This window comes from Streptomyces sp. NPDC028419, from assembly GCF_055565515.1.
On record NZ_JBVHUE010000027.1, the window covers coordinates 37,113 to 50,867 of the forward strand.

The window sequence follows — 13,755 nt, forward strand, 5'->3', positions numbered from 1 at the left end:
GCCCCTGTCGCGCCCGCGGGCACGACAGGGGCACGGGCGCGCGCCCCGTCAGCCCGCCGGACGCATCTCGGCGCCCGGGTGGGCCGTTCGCCAGGCCGCGATGGACAGGTCCCACTCGTCGCCCGTCAGGGCGGTGAGGGATGCGGGGAAGAGGCCGTCCTCCTCCTTCGCGATGTGTCGGTGGAGCTCGGCCACCGCGGTGCGCAGCAGGGCCACCTGCTCGGGCGAGGTCAGGTCCAGATCGGCCAGGAAGGCCGACAGCTCGCGGTGTTCGCGGGTCAGGGCGGCGATGTGGTCCGCGTACTCGGGGTCCTGCGACATCACCGCGAACAACCCGTCCTCCTCACCCTGCCAGTGGGCGAGGAGGACGTCGGTCATCGAGGAGACGAGGGCGCGGACGCGGGGGAGGTCCCCCGCGTCCAGGGCGCGCAGCGCGTCGCCCGCCGCATTCGTCACCGCCTCGTGCTCGGCGATGAACTCCTTGATCAACGGGATCTCGCGGCAGCCGCAGTAATGGCACATGCCTCCCAGGATGCGCCGGCCGCGAGCCGCTACTCCGCTTCCGCTTCCAAGTTGCCCTCCGTGTCCAGGTACACCTGGCGCAGGGCCTCCAGCGTCTCGGCATCCGGCTTCTCCCACATGCCGCGGGATTCCGCTTCCAGCAGGCGCTCGGCGATCCCGTGCAGCGCCCAGGGGTTGGCCTCCTCCAGGAAGGCGCGGTTCTCCGGGTCCAGCACGTACGTCTGCGTCAGCTTGTCGTACATCCAGTCGGCGATCACGCCGGTCGTGGCGTCGTACCCGAAGAGGTAGTCCACGGTCGCCGCCAGTTCGAAGGCGCCCTTGTAGCCGTGGCGGCGCATCGCCTCGATCCACTTCGGGTTCACCACGCGGGCGCGGAAGACCCGGGAGGTCTCCTCCACCAGGGTGCGGGTGCGGATCGTCTCCGGGCGGGTCGAGTCGCCGATGTACGCCTCGGGGGCCGTGCCGCGCAGCGCGCGGACGGTGGCCACCATGCCGCCGTGGTACTGGAAGTAGTCGTCCGAGTCGGCGATGTCGTGCTCGCGCGTGTCCGTGTTCTTCGCGGCCACCGTGATGCGCTTGTACGCCGTCTCCATCTCGGTGCGCGCGGAGCGGCCGCCCAGGCCGCGGCCGTATGCGTAGCCGCCCCACACCGTGTAGACCTCCGCCAGGTCGGCGTCGGTGCGCCAGTCGCGCGAGTCGATCAGCTGGAGGATGCCCGCGCCGTAGGTGCCCGGGCGCGAGCCGAAGATACGGGTGGTCGCGCGCCGTTCGTCGCCGTGCTCGGCCAGGTCCGCCTGGGCGTGCGCCCGGATGAAGTTGTCCTCGGCGGGCTCGTCCAGCCCCGCCGCCAGCCGCACCGCGTCGTCCAACAGGCCGATGACGTGCGGGAACGCGTCGCGGAAGAAGCCAGAGATGCGCAGCGTGACATCGATGCGCGGACGGCCCAGCTCCACGAGCGGGATGGCCTCGACGCCCGTCACGCGCCGCGAGGCCTCGTCCCACACCGGGCGGACACCGAGCAGCGCGAGCGCCTCGGCCACGTCGTCGCCCGCCGTGCGCATGGCGCTCGTGCCCCACAGGGACAGGCCGACGGAGGCGGGCCATTCGCCGTTGTCCGTGCGGTAGCGGGTCAGCAGCGAGTCCGCGAGGGCCTGGCCGGTCTCCCACGCGAGGCGGGAGGGCACGGCCTTGGGGTCCACCGAGTAGAAGTTGCGGCCGGTGGGGAGCACGTTCACCAGCCCGCGCAGCGGCGAACCGGAGGGGCCCGCCGGGACGAAGCCGCCCGCCAGGGCGTGCACCGCGTGCGTCAGCTCGTCCGTGGTGGCCGCCAGGCGCGGGACCACCTCGGTCGCCGCGAAGGCGAGGATGTCCGCGACACCGGCCGGGTGGCCCGCGGAGACCGCGGCGACGGCGGACGGGTCCCAGTCGGCGGCCTCCATGGCCTCGACCAGGCCGCGGGCCGTGGCCTCCACCTCGTCCGCCGAGGTGCGGGTCGGCGCGGCCTCGTCCAGGCCGAGCGCCTCGCGCAGGCCCGGGAGCGCCGTCGTACCGCCCCAGATCTGGCGGGCGCGCAGGATGGACAGGACCAGGTTGACCCGGTCCGTGCCCGCCGGGGCGCCGCCCAGCACGTGCAGGCCGTCGCGGATCTGGGCGTCCTTGACCTCGCACAGCCAGCCGTCGACGTGCAGCAGGAAGTCGTCGAAGCCGTCGTCGTCGGGCCGGGCCTCCAGACCGAGGTCGTGGTCGAGCTTCGCGGCCTGGATCAGGGTCCAGATCTGGGCCCTGATGGCCGGCAGCTTGGCCGGGTCCATGGAGGAGATCTGCGCGTACTCGTCCAGGTGCTGCTCCAGGCGCGCGATGTCGCCGTACGACTCCGCGCGGGCCATCGGCGGCACCAGGTGGTCGACCAGGGTCGCGTGCACGCGGCGCTTGGCCTGGGTGCCCTCGCCCGGGTCGTTGACCAGGAACGGGTAGACGAGCGGCAGGTCGCCGAGCGCGGCGTCCGGGGCGCAGGAGGCCGACAGGCCGGCGTTCTTGCCGGGCAGCCACTCCAGGTTGCCGTGCTTGCCCAGGTGGATCATGGCGTCGGCGCCGAAGCCGCCGTCCTCGGCCGCGGCCTGGATCCAGCGGTAGGCGGCGAGGTAGTGGTGCGAGGGCGGCAGATCGGGGTCGTGGTAGATCGCGATCGGGTTCTCGCCGAAACCGCGCGGCGGCTGGATGAGGATGAGCAGGTTCCCGCGGCGCAGGGCGGCCAGCACGATGTCACCGTCGGGGTCGCCGCCGGTGGTGGTGCGTGAGCGGTCCAGGAACATGCTGCCGGGGGCCTGCCCCCAGTGCTCCTCGACGCCTTCGCGCAGCTCGCCGGGGAGCCCGGCGTACCAGCGCCGGTAGTCGGCGGCCGGGATCCGGACGGGGTTGCGGGCCAGCTGCTCCTCGGTGAGCCAGTCCTGGTCGTGGCCGCCCGCCTCGATCAGCGCGCGGATCAGCTCGTCGCCGTCGCCGGAGACCAGGCCGGGGATCTCCTCGACGGGCCCGAAGTCGTAGCCCTCCGCGATCAGCCGGCGCAGCAGCGCGACGGCGCTGGCGGGGGTGTCGAGACCGACCGCGTTGCCGATGCGGGAGTGCTTGGTGGGGTACGCGGACAGGACCAGCGCGATCCGCTTCTCGGCGTTCGGGGTGTGCCGCAGCCGGGCGTGGCGCACGGCGATCCCGGCGACGCGGGCGGCGCGCTCGGGATCGGCGACGTACGCCGGCAGGCCGTCCTCGTCGATCTCCTTGAAGGAGAAGGGGACCGTGATCAGGCGGCCGTCGAACTCCGGCACCGCGACCTGGCTGGCCGAGTCGAGCGGGGACAGGCCCTCGTCGCTCTCCTCCCACGCGCTGCGCGAACCGGTCAGGCACAGCGCCTGCAGGATCGGTACGTCGAGGGCGGCGAGCGCGCCCGCGTCCCACGACTCGTCGTCGCCGCCGGCCGAGGCCTCGGCGGGGCGGGTGCCGCCCGCGGCGAGGACCGTGGTCACGATGGCGTCCGCCGTCGCCAGCTCGGCCAGCAGCTCCGGCTCCGGGGAGCGCAGCGAGGAGACGTACAGCGGCACGGGCACGCCGCCCGCGTCGACCACGGCGTCCGAGAGGGCGTGCACGAAGGCGGTGTTGCCGCTCATGTGGTGGGCGCGGTAGTAGAGCACCGCGATCCGGGGACCGGCGGCGGGCTCCGCCGCGCGCTCCAGCCGGCCCCAGGTGGGGGCGGCGGCGGGCGGTTCGAAGCCGTGGCCGGTGAGCAGCACGGTGTCCGACAGGAAGCGGGCCAACTGCTCCAGGTTGGCGGGGCCGCCGTGCGCGAGGTAGGCGTGCGCCTCCGCCGCGATGCCGATGGGGACGGTGGACGCCTCCATCAGCTGGGCGTCCGGGGCCTGTTCGCCGGTGAGCACGACGACCGGCCGGGTCTGGTCGGCGGCGAGGAGCAGGTCGAGCCCCTCCTGCCAGGCGCGCAGGCCGCCCAGGAGGCGTACGACGACCAGGTCCGCGCCGTCGAGCAGCGCGGGCAGGTCGTCGAGGGGGAGCCGGGAAGGATTCGCGAACCGGTACGGGACCGGGCCGGTGTCCGAGGCGCGGGCACTGAGCAGATCGGTGTCGGACGTCGACAGCAGCAGGATCATGCGGCGGCGGGCCTTCCTCGGGGTTTCCGCGCCCCGGGCAGTGAGGACGACGGGAGTTCCTGACTCACCCGGAGGCGCCGTGGGCGACTGCCGGGTTCACAGTGGCGGGACCGCGCCGGATTCGCACCGGGCTTCCTCCCATGTCGCCGTCCTCGGCGATGACGGGCCGAATGGTCCGTCGAGGGGTCATCTTAGGTGCCGCGGCGAGCGAACGGCAGGTGGGGGGCCGTGCGGCTTGTGTGGGGGGTGGGGTGGCCGGGGCTCGTCGCACCCTGCGGGCGGCGTGCCTCCGGCGGGCCCTCAAGCGCCGGGCGGGCTGGATGTGGTTGGGGTGGGTTGTGACCTGCGGGCGGCGCGGCCTCCGGCGGGCCCTCAAGCGCCGGGCGGGCTGGATGGGGTGTGGTCTGTCGGTGGCGTGGGGTGCGGTGGTGACGGACACAGGTCGGGTGGTGCGGATCGTGGGTATGCTCGCCGCCATGCCCCCGCCCTCCTCCGCCGCGCCCCGGGACGAACCCGTCATACGGGACCGTGGTGACGCCTGCCCCGGTGCGCTGCGCCTGCACGCGGCGGACGACGGGCACCTCGCCCGGATCCGGATCCCCGGCGGTCTGCTCACGGCCGACGCGGCCGTCGTCCTGGCGGACGCGGCGGACCGGCTGGGCGACGGCCACCTCGACCTCACCTCGCGCGGCAACGCGCAACTCCGCGGCCTCGGCGCCGGCTGCGGCGGCGAGCTGGCCGCCGTGCTGACCGCCGCCGGACTGCTGCCCGCCGCGGCCGCCACCCACGAACGGGTCCGCAACATCGTCGCCTCGCCGCTGTCCGGGCTCGACGGACCGCTCCGCCCCGACGTCACCCCGTGGGTCGGCGAGCTGGACCGGCTGCTCTGCGCGAGCGACGCGGCGGCCGGGCTCTCCGGGCGCTTCCTCTTCGCCCTCGACGACGGTCGCGGCGACGTGACCTCGCTCGCTCCCGACGTGAACGTCCTCGGGCTGGGCTCGGGAACGGCCGTGCTGTGGACGCACGATGACACCGACGCGGTGGCGGTCGCGCACCGGGACGCGGCCCGGGCGGCGCTGGCCGTCGCCGAACACTTCCTCGACGCGGTGCGCGCGGCCGGCACCAAGGCCTGGCGGGTGAGCGAACTTCCCGCCGAACACCGGCCGGAGTCCGGCGAGTTGCTCAACCGATTGCAGGAGAAGGGCATTTCGGCGGAGCGGGCCCACGGCTTCAGGCGCCGCACCGGCCGCGGCCCCGGCCCCGGCGTGGTGGCGGGCCCGGACCCGGACCGCGTCGCGCTCTCGGTCCTCGCCCCGCTGGGGCGGCTGACCACCGCGCAGTGGCGCCTGCTGGCCGCCTCGGCCGCCGCCGCGGCCGGGTCCTTGCGGCTCACCCCCTGGCGCGGGATCGTCGTCCCGGGGGTCGACGCGGCCACCGCGCCCGCCGCCCTGGCCCGGCTCGCCGGAGCCGGACTGGTCACCGCGCCCGGCGGCCCCTGGGAGAACGTGACCGCCTGCACCGGCCGGCCCGGCTGTGCGAAGGCGCTGGCCGACGTACGGGCCGACGCCCGCGCGGTCGTGGCGGCGACGGGAGCCCCGGTCGCCCCCGCCGGCGGCGCGGCACTGCCCGTGCACTGGTCCGGCTGCGAGCGGCGCTGCGGACATCCGCGCGCGGCCGCCTGGGTGGACCTGGTCGCGGGGCCCCGCGGGTACGGCCTCGCGCTGGCGGGGCGGGGCGGGGAGACCACGCGCCCGGTGCGGGACGACGTACCGGCCACCGCCACCGACCTGACCGCCGCGCTCGCGACGGCGGATGCCATGGTTCAGCAGACCCAGAAGACTCAGCAGCAGACGTAGTGAAGAAATGAGCGAGTACACAGTGTTCGAGTACGAGAAGGACGGCGCCGCGATCTACCGCCAGTCCTTTGCCACGATCCGCGCCGAGGCGGATCTCGCCGGGCTGCCGGCCTCGGTGTCGCAGGTCGCCGTACGCATGATCCACGCGTGCGGGATGACCGACCTCACGAAGGATCTCGGATACACGCCCGACGTGGTGCTGCGCGCCCGCGCCGCGCTCGACGCCGGGGCGCCCATCCTGTGCGACGTGCGCATGGTCGCCAGCGGGGTCACCCGCAAGCGGCTGCCCGCCGACAACGAGGTGATCTGCACCCTGTCGGATCCGGCCGTACCGGACCTCGCCGCGAAGATGGGGACCACGCGCAGCGCCGCCGCCCTCGAACTGTGGCGCGACCGGGGCCTGTTGGAGGGCTCGGTGATCGCGGTCGGCAATGCGCCCACCGCCCTCTTCCGGCTGCTGGAGATGATCGAGGAGGGTGCTCCCCGCCCGGCCGCCGTCATCGGCGTGCCCGTCGGCTTCATCGGCGCCGCCGAGTCCAAGGACGCGCTCGCCGCCCACCCCTCGGGGCTGGACCACCTGATCGTCCGGGGTCGGCGCGGCGGTAGCGCCATCGCCGCCGCGGCCGTCAACGCGATCGCGAGCGAGGAAGAATGAGCACCACCGGCACGCAGACCGGGGCCGGACGGCTCTACGGCGTGGGCCTCGGCCCCGGCGACCCCTCGCTGATGACCCTGCGCGCGGTCCAGGTGATCGCGGAGGCGGACGTCGTCGCCTACCACAGCGCGCGCCACGGGCGCTCCATCGCCCGCTCCATCGCGGCCGCGCACCTGCGCGCGGACCACGTCGAGGAGCCGCTGGTCTACCCGCTCACCACCGAGAGCACCGATCACCCCGGCGGCTACCAGGGGGCGATGGAGGAGTTCTACGAGGAGTCCGCCGCCCGCCTCGCCGTGCACCTCGACGCGGGCCGGACCGTGGCCGTGCTCGCCGAGGGCGACCCGCTCTTCTACGGCTCGTACATGCACATGCACAAGCGGCTCGCCGACCGGTACGCGACCGAGGTGATCCCCGGGGTCACCTCCGTCAGTGCCGCCGCGGCCCGCCTGCAGACCCCCCTCGTCGAGGGCGAGGAGGTGCTGACGATCCTGCCGGGCACGCTGCCGGAGGAGGAGCTGACGGCCCGTCTGGCGGCCACCGACTCGGCCGTGGTGATGAAGCTCGGCCGCACCTTCCCCGCCGTGCGGCGGGCGATGGAGAAGTCCGGGCGGCTGCCCGAGGCGCGCTACGTCGAACGCGCGACGATGGCCGGTGAGCGCACCGGCATGCTCGCCGACACCGACCCCGAGACGGTCCCGTACTTCGCGGTCGCCGTGCTGCCGAGTCGGATCGGCAACCCCGGTTCCCGGCCCGCGGTCGCGCCCGACGCGGTCGGCGAGGTCGTGGTGGTGGGCACCGGTCCGGCCGGTCCGCTGTGGCTGACCCCCGAGACGCGGCGGGCGCTGGCCGACGCGGACGTGCTGGTCGGCTACACGACCTACCTGGACCGGGTGCCCGTACGACCGGGTCAGGTCCGGCACGGCTCCGACAACAAGGTCGAGTCCGAACGGGCCGAGTTCGCCCTGGACCTGGCCCGGCGCGGGAAGCGCGTCGCGGTGGTCTCCGGCGGTGACCCGGGCGTCTTCGCCATGGCCACGGCCGTCCTGGAGGTGGCCTCGCAGGAGGAGCACCGGGACGTCCCGGTCCGGGTGCTGCCCGGGGTCACCGCGGCCAATGCGGCGGCCGCCGCCGCGGGCGCGCCGCTGGGGCACGACTACGCCACGATCTCGCTCTCCGACCGGCTCAAGCCGTGGGAGGTGATCGCGGAGCGGCTGCACGCGGCGGCCGGGGCCGACCTGGTCATCGCCCTGTACAACCCCGGCTCGCGCAGCCGTACGTGGCAGGTGGGCAAGGCCCGGGAGCTGCTGCTGGAGCACCGCGGTCCGGACACCCCGGTGGTGCTGGCGCGGGACGTGGGCGGGGCCGAGCAGTCCGTCCGGATCGTGCGGCTCGCGGACCTGGATCCCGAGCAGGTGGACATGCGGACGCTGTTGCTGATCGGCTCGTCCCAGACGCGGGTGGTCCGGCGCGGTGACGGGCGGCAGATCGTCTGGACGCCGCGGCGCTACCCCGAGTAGGCGCCTTCGCCCTCGCCGTCGCGTCCGCGCAGCCAGGACGCGGCGGCGAGGGCGGTCGTGGCCACCGGTACTCCTCGCGGGACCGGTGGCCGGTCGACCACGAGCACCGGGATGCCGGCCTCGCGGGCGGCGGCCAGTTTCGGGGCGGTCGCCGAACCGCCGCTGGCCTTGGTCACCAGGACGTCGATCCGGTGCTCGCGGATCAGGGCGCGCTCGCCGTCGAGGGTGAACGGGCCCCGGTCCAGCAGGACTTCGGTGTGCCGGGGGACGGGGGCCGTGGGGGCGTCGACCGAGCGGACGAGGAACCAGGTCGCGTCGAGGTGGGCGAAGGCGGCGAGCCCCGTCCGTCCGGTGGTCAAGAACGCGCGGCTGCCCAGCGCGGGCAGGGTGGCCGCGGCCGCGGCCAGGGTGGGGACGTGGTGCCAGTCGTCGCCGTCGGACGGTTCCCAGGCGGGGCGGCGCAGGGCCAGTAGGGGGGTGCCGGTCGCGGCGCAGGCGGTGGCCGCGTTGAAGCTCATCCGCTCCGCGAAGGGGTGCGTGGCGTCGACCACGGCGTCGACGTCGTGCGCGCGCAGCCAGGCGGCCAGGCCGTCGGGGCCGCCGAAGCCGCCGATGCGGGTGGTTCCCGGGGGGTGGGTGGGGCGGGTGACTCGGCCGGCCAGGGAGTTGGTGACCCGGTGGTCGGGGGAGTGTGCGGCGAGGGTTTCGGCGAGGTGGCGGGCCTCGGTGGTGCCGCCGAGGATCAGGATGTGGCGGGGGGCCGGCGCCTCCGGCCGGTCCTCAAACGCCGGACGGGCTGGGTTTGGCCGGGCCGGTGTGGGATGTGGCACGGCTGGTGTGGCCTCCGGCGGGTCCTCAAACGCCGGACGGGCTGGAGTGGGCCGGGCTGCGTCGTCGAGTGCCGGGCGGGCTGGAGTGGGCTGGGCTGTGTCCTCGAGCGTCGGGCGGGCTGGGTTTGGCTGGGCCGGTGTGGGATGTGGCGCGGCTGGTGTGGCCTCCGGCGGGTCCTCAAACGCCGGACGGGCTGGAGTGGGCTGGGCTGCGTCGTCGAGTGCCGGGCGGGGTGGAGTGGGCTGGGCTGTGTCCTTGAGCGTCGGGCGGGGTGGGTGGGGGTTAGCAGGCATGGCGGTTGCGGGTGGGGGAGTAGAGGTGGCTGTCCGGGAACTGGGAGGCGGCCAGGGTGCGGCCGACGATGATGACCGCCGTGCGGACCAGGCCCGCCGACTTCACCGCGTCCGCGATGTCCGCCAGCGTGCCGCGCAGGATCAGTTCGTCCGGGCGGCTGGCCATCGCCACCACCGCCACCGGGCACTCGGCCCCGTAGTGCGGCGTCAGCTCGTCGACCACGCGGTCGACGTAGCGCGTGGCCAGGTGCAGCACCAGCAGCGCCCCGCTGCGGCCCAGGGTCGCCAGGTCCTCGCCCGCCGGCATCGGGGTGGCCTGCTGGGCGATCCGGGTCAGGATGACCGTCTGGCCCACCGTCGGCACCGTCAGCTCCCGCTTCAGCGCCGCGGCCGCCGCGGCGAACGCCGGTACGCCCGGGACGACTTCGTACGGGATCCCGGCCGCGTCGAGGCGCCGCATCTGTTCCGCGACGGCGCTGAAGACGGACGGGTCGCCGGAGTGCAGCCGCGCCACGTCGAGCCCGGCCGCGTGCGCGGCGGTCAACTCGGCCAGGATCTGGTCCAGGTCGAGCTGTGAGGTGTCGACCAGCCGGGCGTCCGCCGGGCATTCGGCCAGCAGTTCGCGCGGGACCAGGCTGCCCGCGTACAGGCACACCGGACTGGCCGCGAGCCGACGCGCGCCGCGCACCGTGATCAGGTCGGCGGCCCCGGGGCCCGCTCCGATGAAGTACACGGTCATGTGCGGTCCTCTCCTGCTTCCTGTGTCGACGGCTCTGCCGCCGCTTCTTGCGCCGCCTTCGTCACCGACCACTGGGTGACCGCCATCGCCTGGCGCCAGCCCGTGAAGCCGCCGACCGCCACCGCGTGCGCGACGGCGAGTTTCACCAGGTCGCCGCCGTGGCGCCGGTACCACTGCGCGAGCAGCGCCTCCGACTCCAGCGTGACCGTGTTCGCCACCAGTCGGCCGCCCACCGGCAGGGCCGACCACACCGCGTCCAGCAGCCCCGGCGCGGTCAGCCCGCCGCCGATGAACACCGCGTCGGGCACGGGCAGTGCGTCGAGGGCCGTCGGTGCGGCGCCGAGGACGACGCGCAGGGCCGGTACGCCCAGGGCGTCGGCGTTGTGGCTGATCCGCGCCGCCCGCTCCGGGTCGCGCTCCACCGTCACCGCCCGGCAGGACGGGTGGGTGCGCATCCACTCGATGCCGATGGAACCGGAGCCGCCGCCGATGTCCCAGAGCAGCTCCCCGGGCGCGGGCGCCAGGGCCGCGAGGGTCGCGGCCCTGACGTGGCGCTTGGTGAGCTGGCCGTCGTGCGCGTAGGCGGAGTCGGGCAGGCCCGGGCCGGCGCCCAGGCGCTGCGCGCCCGCGGCCCGGCGGCAGTCGACGGCCACCACGTTCAGCGGGTCGCCGGGGGCGTGTTCCCAGTCGTCGGCCGCGCCCTCGTACGTACGCTCGTCAGCGGATCCGAGCCGTTCCATGACCCGCATCCGGCTCGGGCCGAAGCCGCGCTCCCGCAGCAGGGCGGCGATCTCGCCCGGGCTGCCCGCGCCGGCGCTGAGCACCAGGACCCGGCGGCCCTCGTGCAGGGCCGCGGCGAGCCGGGCCACCGGGCGGCCCACGACGGTGACCACCTCGGTGTCCTCCACCGGCCAGCCCGCGCGTGCGCACGCGTAGGACACGGAGGAGGGATGCGGGAGCACCCGCAGGGCGTCGGCGCCCAGTTCCTCGGACAGGGCGCGGCCGATCCCGTAGAACATGGGGTCCCCGCTCGCCAGCACCGCGATCCGCTGCCCCGCGTACTTCTCCAGCAGGCGGGGGACGGCCGGGCGCAGCGGGCTCGGCCACGCCACCCGCTCGCCCCCGCACTCGGTCTCGGGCAGCAGCTCCAGCTGGCGCGGCCCGCCGATCAGCACCTCGGCGGCGGTCAGGGCGGACCGGGCGGTACTGGTGAGTCCGGCCCAGCCGTCCGCGCCGATGCCGACGACCGTGACGGGCGGCCCGGTCGTCGCGTGGGGGAGTGGCAGGGTGCTCATGGCGCGGTACCTCGGGGGAAGGGGGTGGAACCGCACTCTACTGGCCCGCGCCGGACCCCCCGGACCGGGGGTGACCACGGCGGATGCCCGGCCCGCCCGGCGCCGCGGCGGGTGCGGGGGATAGGCTGCGGCACGAGGTAGTTACCGCAGGTAACTCCGGTGTCTCGGAGGAGAGGGGCAGGCATGCCGGGCTGGACAGCGAGCGACATCCCCGACCAGAGCGGCCGCACGGCCGTGGTCACCGGGGCCAACAGCGGGATCGGCTACGTCACCGCCCGCGAGCTGGCCCGGCGCGGGGCGCGGGTCCTGCTCGCCTGCCGCAGCGAGGTCCGGGGTCGGGCCGCCGAGGCGCGGCTGCGCCGGGAAGTGCCGGGCGCGCGGGTCGAGTTCGCCCCGCTCGACCTCGCCGACCTGGCTTCCGTGCGGGAGTTCGCCGCGGGCTTCGGCGCCGGGCACGACACCCTCGACCTGCTCGTCAACAACGCCGGGGTGATGGCCCTGCCGTACGGGCGGACCGTCGACGGCTTCGAGACCCAGATCGGGGTCAACCACCTCGGGCACTTCGCCCTCACCGGGCTGCTCCTGCCGCACCTGCTGCGCGCGCCCGGCGCCCGGATCGTCTCGCTCTCCAGCGGCTTCCACGCCCTGGGCGACGTCGACCTCACCGATCTGCACGGCGAGCACGGCTACCGCCGCTGGATCGCCTACGGCCGCTCCAAGACCGCCAACCTGCTCTTCGTGCACGAACTGTCCCGCCGTCTCGCCGCCGCCGGCTCCGACCTGGTGGTGGCCGCCGCCCACCCCGGCTACGCCGACACCAACTTGCAGACGGCCGCCGCGAAGCAGGAGGGGCGCCGGGTCGCCGAGCGGGTGATGGGGTTCGCGAACGCCGTCATCGCGCAGCCCGCCGCGTCCGGCGCGCTCCCCACCCTGTACGCGGCGACCGCGCCGGGGGTGCGTCCGGACGCCTTCATCGGGCCCAAGCTCGGCTGGCGGGGCGCTCCCGTCCCTTCATGGCGGGCCAAGTGGACCCTGGACGACGCCTCCGGCGCGGCCCTGTGGTCCGCCTCCGAGCAGCTGACGTCCGTCTCGTACGACCTCGGGGCGCAGCGGTAGGACGCTTGACGCCTACCTCCTCACCTCCGGTCGCTGCCGGCCCGCCGCCTCCTTGCCCGCCGGCTCGGCGCAGAGCGCCCAGATGTCCTGCAGTAGTTCGGGGTAGTGCTCCCCGAAGGTGTGCACCGCGTGCCACACCGCCTCCAGGGCCGCCCCGAGCGGGTCCGGCCGGGCCGCGCCGAGCACGGCGGGGAGGGCGAAGTACGGCTGCGAGATCGGCCCGGGGACCTCGGGCGCGACGGGGGCGCCCACCAGCGAGGAGGCGGACACCATCGGCGCGGAGCTGCCCGGTAGCCGGTCGAGTACGTACGGCGTATACCCGTCGTCCCTCGACTCCGGGGCCGGGACCCACGCGTACCCCGCCGGTGCGAGGGGAAAGTACGGCGCTCGCTCGGGGGGCATCGCCCCCAGCACCGGCGGCCGTGGGGCGAGCGGGGTGGAGCGCAGGGTCTCCCACATCCGGTCGCCGTGGTCGAAGGGGGGCGGCAGCGGATCTCCCTGCGCCAATGCGGTGAGCGCCCCGGCGACCCACGCCACCTCGGTCAGGCCCGCCGTCTCGCAGGCGCGCCGCGCGGCGAGCAGGGCCACCGCGCGCTGGACCTCGGGATCCACCTCGCCCAGGGCGTGCACCAGGTCGCGGTCGAACTCGACCAGGCCCAGGACGTTGCCCCCGCGGACCTGGCTCAGCCTCCCGGCCGGCAGTCTCCCGCCCCACTGCCACCGCTCGTAGTGCAGTCGCTGTTCCTCCGAGTTCTGCGCCACATCCGTGACCGGCTGCTTGTGCACGAGGTCCCCCCTGTGTCGATGACGGCCCCGGACGTCCCTGTCGAACGTGCCGTCCCCCGCCGTCCATCATGACGCGGGCCACTGACACCACGCCCGCCGGCGCCCAAGCCGTCGTGCGCACCCCTCGCAAACCGATCGCCCCGGGGCTACCTTGCTACCCGCCAGTCACATCGGTGATGCAGCCCTAGGAGCGCCATGCGCCGTGCCGCCCGGACCCTGCCCCCGGCTCCGTCCGTCCTCCTCCCCACCGGCCCCCCGCCCGTTGCCCTGTTCACCCCGCTCGCCGTCGTCCTCGCGCTGATCGTCACGCTGTTGGCGGCCCCGTTCGCCCGCGCGGTGGGCGCGCCCTCGGTCGCCCCCACCCCCCCCTCACCCCCCCCCCCCCCCCCCCCCTCCCCCCCCCCCCTCCCCTCCCCCCCCCCCCCCCCCCCCCCCCCCCCCCCCCCCCCCCCCCCCCCCCCCCCCCCCCCCCCCCCGGCAACGCAC

The 13,755-nt window shown here is 75.2% G+C and carries 10 protein-coding genes and 1 riboswitch; of the genes, 4 read left to right on the forward strand and 6 right to left on the reverse strand.

The genetic code is table 11. The features are described 5' to 3' along the window. Positions 1-48 precede the first annotated feature (48 nt). Together ACZ4UB_RS27800 and cobN are read right to left on the reverse strand one after the other, a co-directional pair. The gene (locus tag ACZ4UB_RS27800) at positions 49-522 is read right to left on the reverse strand and encodes a hemerythrin domain-containing protein (protein ID WP_468074215.1); all 474 of its coding nucleotides are present in this window, start codon (positions 520-522) and stop codon (positions 49-51) included. A 29-nt stretch (positions 523-551) separates the two neighbouring features. Further along, complete coding sequence (cobN, locus tag ACZ4UB_RS27805; RefSeq protein WP_468074217.1) at positions 552-4,178, reverse strand: cobaltochelatase subunit CobN; 3,627 nt, start codon at positions 4,176-4,178, stop codon at positions 552-554. Between the two features lie 40 nt (positions 4,179-4,218). Next, positions 4,219-4,350: riboswitch (cobalamin riboswitch) on the reverse strand. Positions 4,351-4,606: 256 nt separating this feature from the next. Between cobN and cobG the strand changes: the two genes are divergently transcribed. Genes cobG through ACZ4UB_RS27820 form a run of 3 tightly spaced genes read left to right on the forward strand, consistent with a single transcriptional unit; the run spans position 4,607 to position 8,209 of the window. Then, complete coding sequence (gene cobG, locus ACZ4UB_RS27810; RefSeq protein ID WP_468074219.1) at positions 4,607-6,034, forward strand: precorrin-3B synthase; 1,428 nt, start codon at positions 4,607-4,609, stop codon at positions 6,032-6,034. Between the two features lie 7 nt (positions 6,035-6,041). Then, positions 6,042-6,689, forward strand: coding sequence for a precorrin-8X methylmutase (locus ACZ4UB_RS27815; RefSeq protein WP_354379283.1), 648 nt, complete (start codon positions 6,042-6,044; stop codon positions 6,687-6,689). Then, entirely contained in the window at positions 6,686-8,209 is a 1,524-nt protein-coding gene (locus ACZ4UB_RS27820) for a precorrin-2 C(20)-methyltransferase (RefSeq protein WP_468074222.1), read from the forward strand. Before ACZ4UB_RS27815 ends, ACZ4UB_RS27820 begins: the two co-directional genes overlap by 4 nt. On the opposite strand, the gene ACZ4UB_RS27825 is transcribed toward ACZ4UB_RS27820, so the two are convergent. From ACZ4UB_RS27825 to cbiE, 3 genes are all read right to left on the reverse strand, one after another. Continuing rightward, positions 8,197-8,958 carry a cobalt-precorrin-6A reductase gene (locus tag ACZ4UB_RS27825; RefSeq protein ID WP_468074324.1) on the reverse strand — a complete coding sequence of 254 codons (762 nt, stop codon included), beginning with the start codon at positions 8,956-8,958 and terminating at the stop codon, positions 8,197-8,199. The genes ACZ4UB_RS27820 and ACZ4UB_RS27825 overlap by 13 nt on opposite strands. Before the next feature lie 364 nt (positions 8,959-9,322). Next, a complete protein-coding gene (gene cobM / locus ACZ4UB_RS27830; RefSeq protein ID WP_468074224.1) occupies positions 9,323-10,072 on the reverse strand; it encodes a precorrin-4 C(11)-methyltransferase in 750 nt (249 codons plus the stop codon). Beyond that, a complete protein-coding gene (gene cbiE / locus ACZ4UB_RS27835; protein ID WP_468074226.1) occupies positions 10,069-11,367 on the reverse strand; it encodes a precorrin-6y C5,15-methyltransferase (decarboxylating) subunit CbiE in 1,299 nt (432 codons plus the stop codon). Before cbiE ends, cobM begins: the two co-directional genes overlap by 4 nt. A gap of 183 nt (positions 11,368-11,550) precedes the next feature. On the opposite strand from cbiE, the gene ACZ4UB_RS27840 reads away from it, so the two are divergent. Then, on the forward strand, positions 11,551-12,483 hold the full coding sequence (locus ACZ4UB_RS27840) for an oxidoreductase (RefSeq protein WP_468074228.1): 933 nt from the start codon (positions 11,551-11,553) through the stop codon (positions 12,481-12,483). A 12-nt stretch (positions 12,484-12,495) separates the two neighbouring features. Here ACZ4UB_RS27840 and ACZ4UB_RS27845 read toward each other — a convergent pair whose 3' ends face one another. After that, complete coding sequence (locus ACZ4UB_RS27845; protein ID WP_468074230.1) at positions 12,496-13,269, reverse strand: hypothetical protein; 774 nt, start codon at positions 13,267-13,269, stop codon at positions 12,496-12,498. Positions 13,270-13,755: the final 486 nt, after the last annotated feature.